Raw genomic sequence first — 18,911 nt, forward strand, 5'->3', positions numbered from 1 at the left:
ACTTTAGTACCTTTCTAAGCCGCGCAAACACTGGCTTATTGCCCTGAAACGTCTCGTCACATAATTATTGCAATCATTTACCATTCGGGTAATTATCGAGCTCGCAGTAATTCAATTTACAATATTAAGACAGAGACGTTCCCTCCGTGAAAAAAGAATTATCATTAATTGCGTTAAGTTTATTCGCCGCATTACCCGCCGTTGCAAGCCAGCAATCCGACAGCAAAGGCTTTGTTGATGACAGCCATTTAGATCTGTTTTTACGCAATGCGTATATCAGCCGTGATTATCATCAGGGCCAGCAGGACAAAGCCGAATGGGGTCAGGGTATCGTTGCCACGTTTGAATCCGGCTATACCGAAGGGCTGGTTGGCTTTGGTGTGGACGGCATTGCCCAGTATGGCGTGCGTCTGGATGGCGGTCGTGGAAAGAGCGGCGCGGGCGGCATTGACTTCTTTAAACAGGAAGACGATGGCCGGGCTAAATCCGATCTGGCGAAATTTGGCGCCACAGCAAAAATGCGTATTTCCAATACCGTGCTGAGCTACGGTAACCAGCGTCCGGAATTACCGATTGTTAATGCCGACAATTCCCGTCTGCTGTTTGAAAGCTTTACCGGCACCATGCTGACCTCAAAAGAGATCGCGGGTCTGGAAGTGAACGCCGGTTACTTCACCGATGAGCAGCGCAAAAGTGACGACCGCCACGACAGCGGCCTGAAGAGCCTCTCCTTCGGCGGTGCAAGTTACCAGTTCAACGACCAGTTCAGCGGTGCGCTGTATGCCTCTCATGTGGAAGAGGTGATGAACAAGCAGTACCTGGGAATGAACTTCAAACAGCCGTTCAGCACCGGGCAACAACTGGTGCTCGATTTTAACGGCTATAACTCACGCCTGGATCAGCGCTACGCAGACAGCCTTGATACCGGACGCAGCAATAGCATCTGGAGCCTGGCGGCAAGCTACATCTGGGATATTCATACCTTCAAGGTGGCGTATCAGCAGAGCAGCGGCAGCACCGGCTATCACTATGGTAGCTATCGCGATCAGGGTGGCGTAGGTGACGGCGGCAATACCATCTGGCTGGCGAACTCGTACTGGTCTGATTTCAACGGCGAAGACGAGCGCTCCTGGCAGGCTTCTTACGCACTGGACTTCGGCGGTCTGGGTTTACCAGGCCTGAGCTGGACCACAGCTTACGTGCGTGGCGACAACATCAAGACCTCTGAAACCAGCAACGGTAAAGAGCATGAATGGTTTAACCAGCTCCAGTATCAGGTGCAGGACGGCCCGGCTAAAGATCTGAAACTGAAACTCCGTTACTCCGTCCTGCGCGTGTCCAGCAACGCCAGCGACTATAACGTGGGCGGGGATGAGATCCGCGCGTACGTGGAATACCCGTTTAACGTGTTCTGATTAAGCCCCTCACCCGCCCTTCTCCCTAAGGGAGAGGGCTGGAGTGAGGGTAAACACGCTTAATACAACGTCTTCTGCGGCGGCCCGGCAAACTTAAGCGCGCCAATCTGTCCCATCCGCACTTCCACTACCGATGGTCCTGGCATGGCAAGCGCTTCGGTCATCACCGCGTCAAAATCCTCCGCCCGTTCGACGCTCCACGCCTGTAACCCCATCGCATGCGCCAGCTGCGTAAAGTCCGGGGTATGCAGCTCGTTATAATACTGACGCCCGCCGAAATACTTATCCTGAATGCCGCGCATGACGCCGTAACCGCCGTCGTTCATCACCAGCAGCGTCACGTTGGCCTTCTCCTGCGCCAGCGTTGCCATCTCGCCCAGATTCAGGCTTACGCCACCATCACCCACCAGCCCCACCACTTTGCGTTGCGGGTTGGCAATCGCCGTGCCAATCGCCATCGGTAGCCCCATGCCGATGGCGCCTGCCAGCGAGTGAATGTTCATCAGCGGTCCATTAGCGCGGAACAAACGGCTGCCCCACAGGCTTCCGGATACGGTGATATCACGGACCAGCAGGCCATCTTGCGGCAGCGCGTTCTCGATGGCGTCGTTGAGCTTCGCATAAGCACCGCACTGCTCACGCAGTCCCGCAACGGCTTTCGCCAGCGCCTGCTGCACCTGTGTATCCCACTGTGCATCGCCCCATTCACGCCCCTGCGCTTTAGCCGCCAGCGCGGTTAACAGCGCCGCGCAGTCGGCCACAAGGGTTGTGTCCATCAGATAGTTGCGGCTCGCCGCCGCGGGGTCGATATCAATCTGGACGCGGGGATGCGGTAATTCAAGCGTCCACGAGCGGGTTTCGTTGCTGCGCAGGCGTGAGCCAGCGACCAGCGTAAAGTCGCACTGGGCGATCAACGCCTCAACTGACGGCGAGTTATGAAACGCCCGCAGGCTGGCGCGATGGCTGTCCGGCAGCACGCCGCGTGCGTGGGTGCTGGAGATAACCGTCACTCCCGCATCCGCCAGTTTTTTTACCGCATCAGCGCTACCAAGCGCTCCGCCCCCCAGCCACAGCAGCGGCTGTCTGGCCTGTTTAAGCTGCGCCCACAGCGTGTCGACCACTGCCGTATCAACCGCGGAAACCGACGTCGGTTTCACCGGAGCGGTGATCAGCGACACGGGGATTTTCGCCCCCTGAATATCAATCGGGATCTCCACGGAAACCGGCCCGCACGGCGGAGTTTGCGCCTCCTGAATGGCCTTGTGAAGGATCGCTATCGCCTGGTTCGCGTTGCTGATGCGGTATGCCCGTTTTGAGCTGGCCTTCAGGAAGGTCAGCTGGTCGCGGGTTTCGTGGATAAAGCCGGTGTCGGCATCCAGCCAGGCTTTTTCCACCTGGCCCGTGATATGCAGCAGCGGCGTGCAGGCATTCATGGCTTCCACCAGCGCGCCGACGGCGTTACCCGCCCCGGCGCCGGTACTGGTCAGCGCCACGCCGAGCCCGGAAAAACGGCCGTGGGCATCGGCCATGGTGACCGACCCCGCTTCGCCACGTGCGGGTACAAAGCGAATATTCCCGCGCTGCCCTACCGCATCGGCGATGGGTAAATTGTGGATGGAGATGACGCCGTAGATGGCCTCAACCTGATACTGCTCCAGCGTTCTGGCGATGGCGTCGCCGACGGTTATCATTTCGCTCATTACTCACCCTTTCTCAGTCGCACCAGTGGTTGACGCTGTTACCCGTCGCCAGATAAATGCTCTTTTGCTGCATCCAGGCTTTCAGCCCCTGAATGCCCTTTTCGCGGCCCAGACCGCTCTCTTTAAAGCCCCCGAACGGGGTCGAAATTGCAAACACTTTGTAGGTGTTTATCCACACCGTGCCCGCTTCAAGCTGCTCGCTCAGGCGCAGGGCGCGCCCGGTATCCCGCGTCCAGATCCCGGCGGCAAGGCCATAAACGGAGTCATTCGCCTCACGGATCAACGCGGCTTCATCGCTAAAGGGCATCGCCACCAGCACCGGGCCGAAGATCTCCTCCTGACAGGCGCGCGCGCTGTTGGTCAGGCCTTCAATGATGGTGGGCTGGAAGTAACTGCCGTTTGCCAGCAGTGGATCGGCAGGACTCTCCCCGCCACACAGCACGCGGCCCCCTTCACGCTTTGCCAGTTCAACGTAAGCCTGCACGCTCTTGCGGTGCGCGTCGTTAATCAGCGGTCCCACATGGGTGCCGTCGGTAAAGGGATGCCCGACCCGCAGGCCGCGCGTTAATTCCAGCAGCCTCGCCATCAGCGGGGCGTAAAGGCGCTCATGGATAAAGAGCCGCGAACCGGCAATACAGGCCTGACCTGCAGAGCTGAAAATGCCGTAGCAGATCCCGCGCGCAGCCAGCTCAACGTCGGCATCTTCCAGCACGATGGTCGGGGATTTACCGCCCAGTTCCAGCGAGGCCGGGATCAATTTTTCCGCCGCCACGTGCGCCAGATGACGGCCCGTGGTGGTGCCACCGGTAAAGGAGATTTTTCGCACTTTCGGGTGACGCGCCAGCGCATCGCCAATCACCGAGCCTTTGCCCGGCAGCACGCTCAGCAGCCCGGCGGGTAAGCCTGCCTGCTCAAAAATACGCGCCAGCTCCAGCGCCATCAGCGGGGTGGCTTCGGCTGGTTTGAGAACCACCGCGTTACCGGCAGCAATGGCCGGCGCCACTTTCTGCATTTCGCTGGCAATGGGGGAATTCCAGGGCGTGATAGCCGCCACCACACCGAGCGGTTCATATCGGCTGAGGGTAAGCACATCAGGCTGGCGTGGGGTCGGCAGTTCACCTTCCAGCAGCTCGCAGGCGGCGGCAAAATAACGCGCCGTGCCTGCCGCGCTCATCACCAACCCTCGCGCTTCCGCCAGCGGTTTACCGTTGTCGCGACTCTGCATGCGGGCCAGTTCATCGACGCGGGACTCAATCAGATCCGCCACCTTATGCAGGATCTTTGCACGCGTATGCGGCAGGCTGTTACGCCAGGCAGGATCGCGCCACGCGCGCTCTCCGGCGTCGATAGCCTCCTGCAGATCGTCCAGGCTTGCCGCGTGGAGCGTGGCGTTCACCGCACCGTCTGCCGGGAAATGGCTCTGCATCAGGTTACCACCGCCACGCCGCCAGTTGCCGCCAATGAAAATGTTAAGATCGTCCATCGTCGCTCCTCAGCGCTGCGTCAGTTCACGGCAGGCGCGAACCGCGCTGAGTGCCGCCAGGGTGGAGGTTTTGGGGTTGCTGGCAAGCGGTAGCCCGCTCAGCTCCAGATGGAACTCGCCAAACATCCCTTCGACGTGCAGCGTGTGGGTATTGCGTTGAGTGGCCGGGTCAACCATCAGTTGCACACGGGTATCATCCATCCCCACGCCGCCAAGTGCCACGGTCGCCGCCACGTTGGCGTTGGCCGGAAACAGTCGTGCCGCTTCACGTGCGCTGCCTTCAAAGAAGATCTGCGCCTCGGACACGGCGTTAAGATCGATAAGCTGCTCGGCATAGCTGCCGCGCCAGCTGGCCGGGCTTTTACGCGACTGGTAGGTCACCTTCTCAAGCCCGCCCTCTTTTGCTGCTGCCAGGCCATCAATGCCCGCCACCGCCCCGGAGAGCAACGTCAGCTTTCCGCCTGCGTTAAGCAGACGCTGTTCCAGCGCGCTGTCAGCCAGCGCGCCGGTGGAGATCACCGCCAGATGCCATCCACGGCGTAAAATCGCTTCCCCGTACTGCGCCACCGCCTGCTGGCTGGCACATTCCAGCACCAGATCGGGAGTATCCGTACATAATGCGGGCGAGGTCAGTGCCACCACCGCATCGCCAAACTGCTGGCGAATCGCGGCATGATGCGTCTCGCGCGCCACGATCCAGCCGATGGCCACCTGCTCGGGCAGACGCTCAATGACCGCCTGCGCCATGGCACCGTAGCCGATTAACATGATTTTTTTCATGATGTGTCCTTACAGATGACGGCAGAAGCCGCCGGAAACGTCCAGCGCCGCACCGGTGGTAAACGAAGCCAGCGGCGAAGCGAGGAACAGCAGAGCCTGCGCAGGCTCCTGCGGCTTACCGAGACGCGCCATCGGGATGCCGCGTTTGCGGGCAATATCCGCCGTCCACTGCGGCCAGCTCTGACTTTTATCCGCCCGGTTCTCAAAGCGACGCCGCCACTGGCCGGATTCCACCATGCCAAGCAAAATGGAATTCACGCGGATACCCTTACTCACCAGCTCTTTCGAGAGCGTGAGCGTCATATTGAGCAGCGCGGCACGTGCTGCAGAGGTGGCAATCATGTGTTCCTCTGGCTGCAGCGCCAGCAGCGAGTTCACGCAGGTAATGGAGGCAATATCCGATTGCTCCAGCTGCGCCTGAAAAGCCTGCACGGGGTTAATCACCCCAAACAGTTTCAGTTCGGCTTCATGCAGCCAGGCCTCGCGCGGGGTGTCATTGAAGTGCGCCACATACCCCTGTCCGGCGTTATTAATCAGCAAGTCTGTCCCGCCAAAGCGGGACTTAACGGCCTGGGCGAAGATCTGAATCTGGTCTGCGTCCAGCACGTCGCAGCGGTGAGAGAAAATCTCGCCATCAGGGAATTCGTTTTGCAGCGACGCATACGCGCTGGCAAGCCGGTCCGGGTCGCGGCCACAGAAAGCCACTTTTGCCCCCTCGCCCAGCAGCAAGCGCAGTGTTTCAAAACCAATGCCAGAAGAACCGCCGGTGACTACCGCTACGCGCCCGTCAATTTGTGCATTCATCGCGCACCTCTTCGTTGATACGTAAAAGCTGTTGATTAAAAAACGCGTCGTTATCGAGATAGCTGGCGTGCCCGGCCAGGGGAATCGCGGTAAACGGCATGCCGTAACGTAGCGCCAGCCCCTGAACCAGCTCAGGCTGGGTAATGGCGTCCTGCTCGCCGCACCAGACTTCAAAGTCACCGGCGTAACGCTTCAGCCAGCCGTGAATATCGTCATGTGCCAGCATCCATGCGGCAGCGAGGTAGCCTTCCGGGCGCAGTTTGCGCATGCCCGCCGCAACGGTGGCAATATCGTCCTCACGCGCGCCCGGGCGTAATAATTTAGCGGCCCGGGTTTGCGCCAGGATCTCGCCCCCAAGCGCCATCTGCTGCTCCCGGTTACGCCAGACCTGCTCGCGCTGAGCCGGCTCGGCCTGGCCGTAACCCTGCGCGGCATCGGCCAGTACCAGATGCAGTACGCGTTCGGGATACTTCGCCGCAAAGGCGCTTGCCACCAGGGCCCCAAGCGAATGCCCGACCAGAACGACCTGCCAGACGCCCGCGCGGTCCAGCATGGCCGCTAGCGCGTCGGCGTAATCCCCCGCGTTGGCGCGCTCAACCGCCAGCATCGGGCTTTCGCCATAACCGGGCATGTCCCACGCCAGCACGCGAAAACCGTTCAGCGCCATCTGTTTATGCCAGGAGGCAGCGCCGGAGCTGATGCCGTGGAGCAGCATCAGCGGGATGCCGCTTCCCTGTTCACGAAAGCCCGTCATCGCGCCCCCTTAGTTCCGCTTCACTTTCGACAGCGGGTGATCGGCCGGATAGGTCGGGATTTCCGGCTTGTTGGTGCCGAGCATCACGCACATCAGCGCCTCTTCTTCACCATGATTGAACAGACCGCGATAGATGCCCGGCGGAACGGAGATCAGATCGCGTTCGCGCAGCACGGTTTCGGTGTAGTGATCGCCGTCCTGGATCATCAGCGTGATCTGCCCTTTAAGCATGAAGAACACCTCTTCCACGTCGTCATGCAGATGCAATGGTCCCTCGCACTTCGACGGCAGCACCATGGTGGAGAAGGTAAAGTGCTCAGCCGGCACGGTATTGGTATCGCTTGCCACGCCCGTCGCCCCGGTACCGATGTAGCGCATCTGCGCACGGCGGTATTTAGGATCGAAATCGGCCTGGAACTTCAGCGCGTTCCAGTCATATTTACGCCCTTCAAAGCGCGCAATGCGCGACTCGACCCACTCTTCCATGGTCAGATGGTCAGGTTTAATGCCTGGTTTTGCAGTTACGGTTGAATCAGTCATGACACTCTCCTCAGTAACGTCTCAGCAGCGGCAGTAACAGGACGCAGCCCACCGCCGCCATCACCGCCAGAAAAATCAGCCCGGAATCCATGCTGTGGGTGAAGGCGATCAACGCGCCCATCACCGCCGGCGACAGCGCGCCCGCAAAGTTTCCCAGCCCGTTGAAAATACCGCCCGCCGTCGCGCTCACCCGGGGATGGGTCGCCTTCGCCAGCAGTGCGAAAATGTTCGGCGCACCGGTGCCCCACATAAAGGTGCTAAAGCTCATCGCCGCGATAACGGCCAGCGGGGTATCAAGATGCATGACCGCCGTCAGGCCTAATCCCGCGCCAGCCATCGAGATAAAGCAGGCCACCGCGCGTTTATCGACCCGGTCAGAAAGCCATGCGCCAATCACCTCACCCGCCAGCATGGCAATAAACGGCATCGACGACAGCCAGCCCGCGTGTTCAAGATGAATGCCTTTCCCTTTAATCAGGTAACCCGGCAGCCAGCCATTGATCCCCCACAGGTAGGTGAGAAACGCGATGTTAAAGATGCAGATAATCCAGAAGTACGGGCTGACAAACAGCTCGCGCCGCGCGGCACGTCGTTCATCCTGTGATTCGCGATCCGCAGCCGGTTTGGCACCCAGACGGATCCCGCGCAGGCCGATGCGCACAAACACCAGCACCGGCACGGTGAGCATCGCCATCACAAAGAAGGTGCTCTGCCAGCCGAAGGCATTCAGCAGCCAGATAGAAAGAGGGAAGCCAACCGCCGCGCCTACCGGGGTACCCAGCAGCCACAACATGGTCGCTCGCGCCTGCAGATGCTGCGGGAAGTTATGCCGCACAATGGCAAACGCCAGTGGAAACAGCGGCCCTTCTGCCACGCCCAGCAAAATGCGCAGGACGATCATGACCGTGTAGTTATGGGTAAACCCCATGGCCACCATCAGCACGCACCACACCACCATCATGCCGGTGAGCAGGCGAAGCGGCGCAATCTTGTCCCCCAGTCCGCTTAAAAAGACCGATGAGAAGCCGTAGCTCAGCAGGAAGGCGCTCATCAGAATGCCGAGGCGCGTGGTGTCAAAATCAATGCCCATCGCCTGCTGGAAATGGCTGTCGGAAAAGAGCGCCGCAATGCTGATTTTGTCGAAAAATGCCAGCAGCACGCAGGCCAGCAATGACAGCGGAATGGTCCAGCGCACCGCTTTTTCGGGCGTGCGGGTGCCCTCACCGCTTGCCTCAACCGGCGCGGTGTTAGTCTCAAATGTGGTCATGTCTCCCCCTACGGGTGCGGGTTAGCTATCGCAATGACATCAGTGAAAAAGTCGGGTCAGCCAGCGGCACATCGGACAGATCCCTTCCGGCAGCCATCCAGCGCTTCGCCAGCTTGACGGTACGCGCATCGTTGAACGCCACCAGCTGGGTCAGCCGTCCGTTTTCATCCAGTGAGAAAAACAGCGCATTATCCCGGGCAAGGGTTGTGCAGCCGGCCTGCGGAATACCGAGGATCTGAATGTTGTGCTGGTATTGATCCGACCACAGCCACGGCGCGTCGTCATAGCCGGGGGCATCGGGATTGAGCATCGCCTTTGCCGTGGCAACCGCCTGATTCTGGGCAAAGGCCCACGACTGAATGCACAGCCCATAGTGATGGTGCTGGGCCACATCACCGGCAGCAAAAATAAACGGATCCGACGTTCGCCCCTGAGCGTCCACCACGATCCCGCGCTCAGTCTGCAGACCCGCATCGCGCGCCAGCTCCAGATTGAGATCAACACCGATCCCGACGACCACGGCATCAAAGGTTTCACGCTGGCCGTCACAGTGAATGACCGGCAGACCATTGTTATCTTCCAGCTCCAGCGCTCCGCAGCCGGTGCGGATATCCACGCCCTGTTCCCGGTGAAGTGTTTCCAGCTGCTGCGATACCTCGGCGCTCACCGAACGCATGCACAGCGCGGGCTGCTGCTCAAACAGCGTCACGGCGACGCCACATTTACGCGCGGAGGCCGCAATCTCCAGGCCAATCCAGCCTCCGCCGATAATCGCCAGGTTTTGACTCTCAGCCAGGCACGCCTTCAGCCGCTGTGCGTCCTGCCAGTGGCGCAGGGTATAGACCTGCGGGTGGGCCGCCCACGCGTCGCCCGGCAGACGCGCCCGACCACCGGTAGCAATCAAAAGAATGTTGTAACTAAGGCATTCACCGTTGCTTAAGCGCACCGTTTTCGCGTGACAATCGAGAGATTCCGCGCGCACCGGCCGGCACCATGTCAGGTTCAATGCCTGTTGCGCCGCTTCAGGAAAGAGACGCGGTAGCGGCGCGTCCGGCTCCAGTAACGCAGCCTTGGACAGCGGCGGGCGTTCGTAGAAATCCCACGCCTCTTCCGCCACGACGCAAATCTCGCCGTCGAAGCCTTCGTCACGCAGGGTTTTCGCCGCCCAGCCACCTGCCTGACCGCCGCCAATAATGACAATGCGCGAGGTCATACCGCCTCCGGCTTTTTCTGCTGACGGCGAGTGTCGTGGTCAATCCCACCCTCAACCGCCCACTCGGTGAACGACACCAGCGAATGTTCCAGCTCGCGCGGCTGCCAGTTTTCGGTGAGGTAATCATCGTTGGTGTAGTATTCAAACGCCCCGCCGGTTGGGCTGTTGACGTACCAGAAATAGGCCGAGGAGACCGGATGACGCCCCGGGCCAATAAAGGTGCTCCAGGCGTTTTTGTTCATCGCTATCCCACCGCCGATCACCTCGTGAATGTCGCGTACGGTAAAGGCCACGTGGTTCAGCCCCCGCTTACGGTGAGGCAGCTGAAGAAGGAACAGGTTGTGATGCCCGCCGCGCACGCCACAGCGCAGGAACACCGCACGGTTGATGTAGCGGTCAGACACCTGGAACCCAAGTACCTCACGGTAGAACGTCTCCACCGCCGCCAGCTCCTCCACGAAGAACACCACGTGGCCCACGTTAATAGGCTGGGCGCGATCGTAGACCGGGCTTGGCGTGTCGATACGGCGGGCATCGCCCCACTGGTTAATCGGCTCGACGTTCAGCTCCACCGGCACCTGATGGCTGACCTGTACGCGCAGGGTCATGCCGTTCGGATCGCGGCACTCCAGCGCGTCGCCCACCTCACGAAAACCGGGCTGCTTCTCAAGCTTCGGGCGCAGCGCCTCCAGATCGTCCCGGGTGGCGACTGCCCAGGTCATCCGGCGCAACGTATTTCCTGCTTCAAACGCTGGCGGCAGGTCAGGGCTGTCGACAGGATTAAGCTCCACACGCGCGCCGCTCAGGGTAGTAAAACGCTGGCCGCTGGCATCGCCCGTCAGGCCAAAATCACGCATAAATTTGGCGCAGTGCGTCAGGTTTTCGACGCCAAATTCCAGCTTTTCAATTCCGGTTATACACATCGTTCGTTGCCTCGTCTGGCCCAGATTGGGCGTAAAACATGCCCGACGCAATGAAGCGCCTGGCGTTAACCTGATGATTTAACTGGCCTGTGACAAATACCCTAAGAAGCCAGAAATTTTATCCGCCGCCATGCGGACATCGTTTTGCAGGCGCTCGCGATCGGTCTGCGGGATCTCCTCCGAAGGCACCAGAATGCTCACCACGGCCGCCACCCTTCCGCTGCGGTCATACACCGGATAAACGATGGAGGAGATGCCATGACGGAAGAAGGATTCGCCGATCACATAGCCGCGTGCTTTGTCCTGCTGCACCATCTGCCACAACGCTTCACGGTCGTGGATCTGGCCCGGCGTGTTGCCCGGCAGACGCTCGTGCGGGAACAGCTGTTCGAAATCGGCTCGCGAAATATCGGTCAGCAGCATGCGCCCCAGCGACGTGCAGTGCACCGGCAAACGGGTACCAATGCTCACCTGATTGATGCGAGAACCGGCGGCGCTGACGCGGGCGATATAGATGATGTCGCGCCCGTCGCGGATCGCCAGATGACTGCTGCACTGGCTGACGTCACGCAGCTGCTCGATGACCGGCTGACCGACCTGCGCCACATCCAGTGAGGCGATGTATTCAAAGCCCAGACGCAGGACGTTCATGCCAAGCGAGAAGGTATTGGTTCGCGTGTTGCGCTCCAGAAAACCCATGTATTCCAGCGTTTGTACCACGCGGTAGGCGGTGGCTTTCGGCATATCGACCAGCCTGTGCAGCTCGGCAAAGGTCAGTTCACGGTGCTGCTCGCCAAAGGCCAGCAGCAGCTGTAAGCCTCGCTCCAGCCCCGGCACCAGGTACTTCACTTCGTGATCGCTTGCCATAGTTGCTTTACCTCAGTTAAAGACAAAACCGCCGTTGACCGGAATCAGCTGTCCGGTGATAAACCGCGACAGATCGCTTAACAGCCAGACCACGCTGCCGGTGACGTCTTCCGGCTGCTGCGCCCCGGTGAGCGCCCGGCCGTTTTCGTAAAGCTGATGCCGCTCTGCAGGAACATATTCCGTCGCTTCGACGCGGGTTAAGCCCGGGGCGATGGCGTTAATACGAATGCGTTTTTCACCCAGCTCACGTGCCATTGAACGGGTCATGGCAATCACGGCGCCCTTGCTGGCCACGTAGGCCATCAGACGCGGCGCGCCCCACAGCGCGGTATCGGAAGCCACATTGACAATGGCTGCCCCTTCGCGCAGCAGCGGTACCGCATCCCGGGTAACCAGCCAGGTGCCTTTAACGTTAACGCTCATCACCCGGTCCCACAGATCCGGATCGTAATCAAGCATGTCCTTGCCGCCGACCCCGGTCGCCATCGCTGCGTTATTGACCAGACCGTCGATCGGTCCCTGTTTGCCAATGGTGCTGAACACCCGCGAAATGGAGAGCGGATCGGCCAGATCGATAACGTGTGATTCAATCGCATAGCCCTTCTCACTTAAGCCATGCGCGCTTTCAGCCAGCTCGCCCTGAAGGATGTCGCACATCACCACCGCCGCGCCCTGCTCTGCGCAGGCTTTCGCGAAATGAAAGCCCAGCCCACGCGCGGCACCGGTCACCACGATGCGTTTCCCGTTCAGCAGCCCATTCATCAGGCGGCTCCCTGCTGAGCTTCACGCGCAGCCAGCTGCTCTTTCGCCGCTTTTTGCATCATGCGGCGCAGGCGCGAGAGTCCCACATCATGCTGGTAAAGGTATTCATGTTCCCGTGCATCTGGCGCCATGCTCTCCAGTACCACGCGGTCCTGCTCAAGGACTTCCCAGTGCAGTTTTTCCAGACGGTTACGGTACATGAAACGCCACATATCGCGCTGCCAGCCCTGCACGCGGCGGATACGCCAGAAGAAGACGCGGCAGTTATCGTTATCTTCCGGCACCACCATGCCAACAATGAAGAAGTGACCGCCCGGCCCGAAACGCTTCTTATAAGGAATGGACAAACGCATCCAGTAGGTGCCGCTGTTGCCCAGCTCAACCCAGTCGAAGTTGACGCCGCTCTGGCCTTTTTTCTCGAAGATAAACCCGGTTTTCGTCGGCTGCAGAACCATATCCGCTTTGCGATCCCCTTCCGCCATAGAGTGCGACGAAGAGTGCAGATAGGTGCCGTGCATCGGGTCCATCACGTTTTCCAGTGCGTACTGGTAATTGCATTTCCACGCGGCGGTGCAGAGAAAATTGCTGTAGGCGTCGGTGTCAGCCAGTTCGTCCGGGAAGCTCAGTTCGTCGGGTTGCTGATCGGCGGTAATGCCAAACCAGAGGAAGATGGCCCCGTGCACTTCCTGCACGTTGTAGCTGCGCACACACTGCTGGCCGACCAGCGGACATTTGTCCACCGCAGGCACATCCTTCACTTCGCCGTTGCCCGCCACTTCCACGCCGTGATACCAGCAGGCGATACGATCGCCCAGATTCCAGCCCATCGACAGACGCGCGCCACGGTGCGGACAGCGATCTTCCAGCGCCTGCACCTGCCCATCTTTGTTGCGCCAGACCACAATCTGTTCGCCCAGACGGGTGATCCCCACGGGCGCAGACTGAACTTCCCAGCTGGCCAGCACCGGGTACCAGAGGCCGCGCAGACCTTTATCAAGATAGTTTTGTACGGTAGTCGTCATCGCATTGCCCTCAGTAGCCGTTAACCTGTAAGAAAGCCTGGAAGCTGGCATCGCTCCATGGCTCGCCCTGCTGATCGTGCATACGTACCGCGTTCAGTCCGTTGACCAGTTCCGGCACGGTTTCAGCCCCCTGTTCGAAAAGGTCCTCCAGCGTGGAGATAAGCGTGATTTCCCAGTTTTCCGGTACGCGGCTGCGGGTCTGCCAGATCAGGTTCTGGTAATCACCGGGCTTATGGATGGCGCCGTTACCGCCCTCAGCCGGAGGGGTAAACTGACGGCTTTCCGGCAGCGCCGGGTTGAAGTTCAGACTTTCGCTCATGCCACTGTCTCCTCGACGAAGGTAATCTGGATCTGGTTTTCAAATACCCGAACCGGGTAACGATTGAGGTTACGTCCGCCGGGGCCGTGCAGGCACTGTCCGGTTTTGACATCGAAAACCGCCTCATGCAGCGGACATTCCACTTTACCGTCCTCGACGAAACCCTGACTCAGCAGCGCGTAAGCGTGCGGGCATACGTCTTCCAGTGCGTAATATTCGCCATCAATCAAATAAACGCCGATCTCTTTGCCCTCGACGTTACCGCTAAAAGGGAAATCTTCCTGTACTTGTTCTGCGTCACATACGCCTATCCAGCTCATCACGATCCTCCAGGCTTTTGTTTCATATATGAAACTTTGTTTCTTATTTAATACGGTCAATATAAAAGCGAAGAATGTTTCGTCAAGCGCGAATGTGACGAATTTGTTAATCAGTAGAGGTTTAATTAGCTAAGTGTGCAAGCGATCACGAAAAAATGCAGCGATATGAAATTTTCATTATTCAGGCGTGAATGAATACATTTTTTTGATGATCTTTTATTTTTTAAAATAGAGATTGACTTCTTTTATTTTTATTCCTTAAAAATTATATGCGCGCATACCTCTGGTGTTTCACCTGTGAAACTTTAATTTAATTTATCTCATTAAAACAATGAGTTTCACAGGTGAATCATTTTAGTTACGTGACAATAACGTTCATAAAAAATATAAACAGACAGCACGATTAAGGCGGATTAAATGACGGCAAGATGGCAAGGCACGTTGGCACTTCTGGTGCTCATTATTATTTCCTACGTTGACCGCGTAAATATCTCGGTGATGATTTTAAACCCTGAATTTGCCGAACATTTTCAGCTAAATGAAAACAGAATGTTACAAGGAATGCTCATGACCTGCTTTTTGCTGGGTTATGGTTTTTCCGCTTTACTATTGACCCCAGTTATCGAAAGCAAATTACATTACCGACAGGGATTGTTAACCAGCATTGCGATATGGGCCGTGGTCTGCGCCATCTCGCCACTGCTGGGGTCGCTGATGGGCATGCTCATCGCCCGACTGATTTTGGGCATTGCCGAAGGCCCACTCTTTTCACTGAAAACACGCTTTATCAGCGATAACTTTAGCGCCGGGGAAATTGGTAAGCCCAACGCCATTACCGCGCTGGGCGTTTCACTGGGGCTGGCGGTAGGCTTTCCGCTGATCACCTGGCTGATGGCACACCTTGGCTGGGCGGGCTCATTTTATGCCCTCGCGGCGATCAATCTGGCGCTGGGTGGAGGGTTAATCTGGCGTTTCCTGCCGGCCCCTCAACATACGGAAAAGCGCCGAACGTCCGGGTTTGTGCAGACCTTTACGCTTGCCTGGCAGACGCCGCTTCTGGGCTGGATCCTGCTGGTTGAAATCGCCACGCTGAGTTATCTCTGGGGCAGCAGCGCCTGGCTTCCGGCCTGGCTGCGCGATGAACACCACTTCTCCCTGCACGCGACCGGCTTTCTCGCGTCTATCCCCTTTCTGCTGAGTCTTGGCTCAAAGTTTCTGGGCGGTGTGCTGCTCGACAAAATGCGCCCGGACCAGGCACCGCTGCTGTTTGTGGTGGGCGGGATCTTAACGGCGAGTTCCGTCGTCATGCTGATGCTGAGCCACCAGCCCGGCTGGCTGGCGCTGTTTATGCTCTCGGCCAATATTTTCTGGGGACTTCAGGGGGCCGCCATTCCGGCGGTTATCCAGCATCATGCGGCGCGGGAAGCCGTTGGCAGTGCCTACGGGATCATCAACGGGATTGGGAATATTTGCGCGGCGTTTATTCCGCTGCTGATGGGGATGGTGATGAAATCGGTGGGTTCAGTCAGCTCAGGGTTTTCGGTGCTGGTCGTCTCGCAGGTTATCACCCTGCTGGCAGGAGGCATGTTGCTGCTGCGCATGCGTCGCGCAGCAGCAATCCGGGCGTAAGGCTTATTCGCCTTTTTTCGCGGCCTGGATGTAGAGCATTTCCAGCGCGAGGGTGGCCGCTGCCAGAGCAGTGATCTCTGACTGGTCGTAAGCCGGAGCCACTTCCACCACGTCCATACCCACGATGTTCAGATCCTTCAGGCCGCGCACCAGTTTGATGGCGCGGTCAGAGGTCAGGCCGCCGATCACCGGCGTGCCGGTGCCCGGGGCAAACGCCGGATCCAGGCAGTCGATATCGAAGGTCAGGTAAACCGGCATATCGCCGACAATCTGTTTTACCTGAGCGATGATGTCATCCACGCCGCGATCGTTCACCTGGCCGGCATCCAGCACGGTGAAGCCATTATCTTTATCAAACTCGGTACGAATACCAATCTGCACAGAGTGGTTTGGATCGATCAGACCTTCGTTTGGCGCGGTGAAGAACATGGTGCCATGGTCGAATTCACAGCCGTTCGCGTAGGTGTCGGTATGGGCATCAAAATGCACCAGCGCCATCTTACCGAAGTGCTTCGCGTGAGCACGCAGCAGCGGCAGCGTGACGAAGTGGTCACCCCCGAAGGAGAGCATGCGTTTACCGGCAGCCAGCAGTTTTTCGGCATGGGCCTGCAGTTTTTCACTCATCTCGCGCGCGTCGCCAAAGGCGTACACCAGGTCACCGCAGTCAACCACGTTCAGGCGCTCGCGCATGTCGAAGTTCCACGGGAAGCGGTTGTGCTCCCAGGCCAGGTTAGTGGAGACCTGACGAATAGCTGCCGGACCATGACGGCCACCAGCACGGCCTGACGTGGCCATATCAAACGGCACGCCGGTGATCACCCAGTCAGCGTCACTGTCGTACGGCTGGAAGTTCATCGGGAGACGTAAAAAACCAAACGCGTTAGATACCAGAGAGTTATCGTACTGATGGCCTAAAGTGCTCATGTCCTGACCTCTTTAAAGTCGATACATTAAAAACAGATGAAAAAAAATCCCCTCCGCGTCGTTAAACCCGACGAGGAAGGGATTGATTTGTAAATCGCTTATTGGGGCGAATTATCGCCGCTAATTCATACGGGTTCAAGTGAGTATAGGCGAGGGTATTGCCCCTTGCCCTCACGCCGCCCCTCTCCAACAGAGAGAGGCAGGTTTACTTACTCGTCTTCCAGATAGGTGTATCCGTAAAGACCCGCTTCAAACTCTTCCAGGAACTGCTGCTGCAGCGCATCGTCCAGACCGGTATTTTTCACCTGGTCACGGAACTGGGTCAGCAGCTTTTTCGGATCCAGCTGAACGTATTCGAGCATATCCGCCACGGTGTCCCCCTCGTCGGACAGCTCAACTTCCACGCTGCCGTCAGGGAAGACAAACACGTCAACCGCTTCGGTGTCACCGAACAGGTTATGCATGTTGCCGAGGATCTCCTGATAAGCACCGACCATGAAGAAGCCCAGCATCGGCGGGTTCTCCGGATCGTACTCTGGCATAGGCATCGTGGTCGCGATACCGTCGCCGTCGACGTAGTGATCGATAGCACCGTCGGAGTCGCAGGTGATGTCCAGCAGCACCGCACGACGTTCCGGGGCGTGGTTCAGCCCTTCCAGCGGCAGAACCGGGAACAGCTGATCGATACCCCAGGCATCCGGCATCGACTGGAACAGCGAGAAGTTGACGTACATTTTGTCCGCCATGCGCTCCTGCAGTTCGTCAATAATCGGACGGTGAGCACGGTTGCTCGGGTCCAGCTGCTGCTGTACGTCGTGGCACATGTTCAGATAAAGCTGTTCTGCCCATGCGCGTTCCTGCAGGCTGAACGTGCCCGATGAATACCCCACATGAATATCATGCAGATCCATCTGGCTGTCGTGCAGCCACTCGCGCAGCGAACGGCGGGTACCCGGCTCGTGCATCTCCTGCCAGGTCTCCCACATGCTTTGCAGCGCACGAGGCGCGTCCTCAGCCGGCGGGGTTACCTCGGAAATTTCACTGCGTTCAACGCCGATAATGTTCGATACCAGCACGGTGTGGTGTGCGGTAACCGCGCGACCAGACTCGGTGATCACCGTTGGGTGCGGCAGGCCGTGCTCTTCACAGGCATCGCCAATCGCCCAGATGATGTTATTGGCATATTCGTTCAGGCCGTAGTTCACGGAACAGTCGGACTGCGAGCGGGTACCTTCATAATCCACGCCCAGACCACCGCCCACGTCGAAGCACTGAATGTTTACGCCAAGCTTGTGCAGCTCAACGTAAAAACGTGCTGATTCGCGTACGCCGGTGGCGATGTCGCGAATGTTGGCCATCTGCGAGCCGAGGTGGAAGTGCAACAGCTGAATGCTGTCCAGACGACCACGCTCACGCAGAATCTCAACCAGCTGCAGAACCTGGGTCGCCGCGAGACCAAATTTGGATTTTTCGCCGCCTGAGGACTGCCATTTACCGGAACCCTGCGACGCCAGACGCGCACGCACGCCCAGACGCGGGATAACGTTCAGACGCTCCGCCTCTTCCAGCACGATAGCGATCTCTGTCATCTTCTCGATAACCAGATAGACCTTGTGGCCCATCTTTTCGCCAATCAGCGCCAGACGAATGTATTCACGGTCTTTATAACCGTTGCAGACGATCACCGAACGGGTCATGCCAGCATGTGCCAGCACGGCCATCAGCTCCGCTTTGGAACCTGCTTCCAGGCCCAGCGGTTCACCGGAGTGGATCAGGGATTCAATCACGCGGCGGTGCTGGTTCACCTTGATAGGGTAAACCAGGAAGTAATCACCTTTATAGCCGTAAGATTCACGCGCGCGTTTAAACGCGGCGTTAATGGAACGCAGACGATGTTGCAGGATCTGCGGGAAGCAGAACAGTGCAGGCAAACGCTGGCCCTGCGCCTCGCGTGCTTTCACCAGTTTGGCGAGATCCACGCGCGCTTCAGGAACGTCAGGATCCGGGCAAACGCTGATATGGCCCAGTTCGTTGACGTCGTAGTAGTTATTGCCCCACCAGGCAATATTGTAAGTGCGCAGCATCTTGCTGGCTTCCTGGGAGCTCATCGCAACCTCCTGCATGGAACGTAGTACACCCTGTTCGCCCGCTGACGAAGGCGAAAGCGAAGACATGTCGTCAGACATAGC

Annotated in this window: 18 protein-coding genes; 2 read left to right on the plus strand and 16 right to left on the minus strand. The window is 58.4% G+C overall.

From position 1 onward, the window contains the following. Window positions 1–146 precede the first annotated feature (146 nt). On the plus strand, window positions 147–1,415 hold the full coding sequence (locus tag BJ887_RS09850) for an OprD family outer membrane porin (RefSeq protein WP_063925575.1): 1,269 nt from the start codon (window positions 147–149) through the stop codon (window positions 1,413–1,415). A 59-nt stretch (window positions 1,416–1,474) separates the two neighbouring features. Here BJ887_RS09850 and BJ887_RS09855 read toward each other — a convergent pair whose 3' ends face one another. The 14 genes from BJ887_RS09855 to BJ887_RS09920 form a co-directional block, all read right to left on the minus strand. After that, the gene (locus BJ887_RS09855) at window positions 1,475–3,115 is read right to left on the minus strand and encodes a thiamine pyrophosphate-binding protein (protein ID WP_014171541.1); all 1,641 of its coding nucleotides are present in this window, start codon (window positions 3,113–3,115) and stop codon (window positions 1,475–1,477) included. Between the two features lie 13 nt (window positions 3,116–3,128). Next, a complete protein-coding gene (locus BJ887_RS09860) occupies window positions 3,129–4,598 on the minus strand; it encodes an aldehyde dehydrogenase (RefSeq protein ID WP_121339810.1) in 1,470 nt (489 codons plus the stop codon). 9 nt (window positions 4,599–4,607) lie between these two features. Next, the gene (locus tag BJ887_RS09865; protein ID WP_020883712.1) at window positions 4,608–5,378 is read right to left on the minus strand and encodes an aspartate dehydrogenase; all 771 of its coding nucleotides are present in this window, start codon (window positions 5,376–5,378) and stop codon (window positions 4,608–4,610) included. Between the two features lie 9 nt (window positions 5,379–5,387). Beyond that, window positions 5,388–6,182 (minus strand): SDR family oxidoreductase, encoded by a 795-nt coding sequence (locus tag BJ887_RS09870; RefSeq protein WP_121339811.1) that lies wholly within the window; start codon window positions 6,180–6,182, stop codon window positions 5,388–5,390. Beyond that, window positions 6,166–6,936: an alpha/beta fold hydrolase gene (locus tag BJ887_RS09875; RefSeq protein ID WP_025203266.1), complete on the minus strand. Its 771-nt coding sequence runs from the start codon at window positions 6,934–6,936 to the stop codon at window positions 6,166–6,168. The genes BJ887_RS09870 and BJ887_RS09875 overlap by 17 nt, the downstream gene beginning before the upstream one ends. Before the next feature lie 9 nt (window positions 6,937–6,945). Further along, window positions 6,946–7,476 (minus strand): cupin domain-containing protein, encoded by a 531-nt coding sequence (locus tag BJ887_RS09880; protein ID WP_014171547.1) that lies wholly within the window; start codon window positions 7,474–7,476, stop codon window positions 6,946–6,948. Between the two features lie 10 nt (window positions 7,477–7,486). Next, on the minus strand, window positions 7,487–8,743 hold the full coding sequence (locus BJ887_RS09885; protein ID WP_121339812.1) for an MFS transporter: 1,257 nt from the start codon (window positions 8,741–8,743) through the stop codon (window positions 7,487–7,489). A 25-nt stretch (window positions 8,744–8,768) separates the two neighbouring features. Beyond that, the gene (locus tag BJ887_RS09890; RefSeq protein ID WP_121339813.1) at window positions 8,769–9,956 is read right to left on the minus strand and encodes an NAD(P)/FAD-dependent oxidoreductase; all 1,188 of its coding nucleotides are present in this window, start codon (window positions 9,954–9,956) and stop codon (window positions 8,769–8,771) included. Beyond that, a complete protein-coding gene (locus BJ887_RS09895; protein ID WP_025203264.1) occupies window positions 9,953–10,879 on the minus strand; it encodes a VOC family protein in 927 nt (308 codons plus the stop codon). The genes BJ887_RS09890 and BJ887_RS09895 overlap by 4 nt, the downstream gene beginning before the upstream one ends. A gap of 78 nt (window positions 10,880–10,957) precedes the next feature. Next, window positions 10,958–11,746, minus strand: coding sequence for an IclR family transcriptional regulator (locus BJ887_RS09900; protein ID WP_020883705.1), 789 nt, complete (start codon window positions 11,744–11,746; stop codon window positions 10,958–10,960). 12 nt (window positions 11,747–11,758) lie between these two features. Further along, complete coding sequence (locus tag BJ887_RS09905) at window positions 11,759–12,508, minus strand: SDR family oxidoreductase (RefSeq protein ID WP_032678944.1); 750 nt, start codon at window positions 12,506–12,508, stop codon at window positions 11,759–11,761. After that, a complete protein-coding gene (locus tag BJ887_RS09910) occupies window positions 12,508–13,530 on the minus strand; it encodes an aromatic ring-hydroxylating dioxygenase subunit alpha (protein WP_121339814.1) in 1,023 nt (340 codons plus the stop codon). Before BJ887_RS09910 ends, BJ887_RS09905 begins: the two co-directional genes overlap by 1 nt. Window positions 13,531–13,540: 10 nt before the next feature. Then, on the minus strand, window positions 13,541–13,849 hold the full coding sequence (locus tag BJ887_RS09915) for a recombinase-like helix-turn-helix domain-containing protein (RefSeq protein WP_014171555.1): 309 nt from the start codon (window positions 13,847–13,849) through the stop codon (window positions 13,541–13,543). Continuing rightward, window positions 13,846–14,169, minus strand: a complete 324-nt coding sequence (locus tag BJ887_RS09920) for a non-heme iron oxygenase ferredoxin subunit (protein ID WP_013098654.1) — start codon at window positions 14,167–14,169, stop codon at window positions 13,846–13,848. The genes BJ887_RS09915 and BJ887_RS09920 overlap by 4 nt, the downstream gene beginning before the upstream one ends. A gap of 417 nt (window positions 14,170–14,586) precedes the next feature. Between BJ887_RS09920 and BJ887_RS09925 the strand changes: the two genes are divergently transcribed. Further along, a complete protein-coding gene (locus BJ887_RS09925; RefSeq protein WP_121339815.1) occupies window positions 14,587–15,798 on the plus strand; it encodes an MFS transporter in 1,212 nt (403 codons plus the stop codon). A 3-nt stretch (window positions 15,799–15,801) separates the two neighbouring features. On the opposite strand, the gene speB is transcribed toward BJ887_RS09925, so the two are convergent. Together speB and speA are read right to left on the minus strand one after the other, a co-directional pair. Further along, entirely contained in the window at window positions 15,802–16,722 is a 921-nt protein-coding gene (gene speB / locus BJ887_RS09930) for an agmatinase (RefSeq protein WP_014071686.1), read from the minus strand. Window positions 16,723–16,931: 209 nt separating this feature from the next. Next, on the minus strand, window positions 16,932–18,908 hold the full coding sequence (gene speA / locus BJ887_RS09935) for a biosynthetic arginine decarboxylase (protein WP_020883700.1): 1,977 nt from the start codon (window positions 18,906–18,908) through the stop codon (window positions 16,932–16,934). Between the last annotated feature and the right edge of the window lie 3 nt (window positions 18,909–18,911).

This window comes from Enterobacter sp. WPR_3_1, from assembly GCF_003635055.1.
GTDB classification, from domain to species: Bacteria; Pseudomonadota; Gammaproteobacteria; order Enterobacterales; family Enterobacteriaceae; genus Enterobacter; species Enterobacter ludwigii.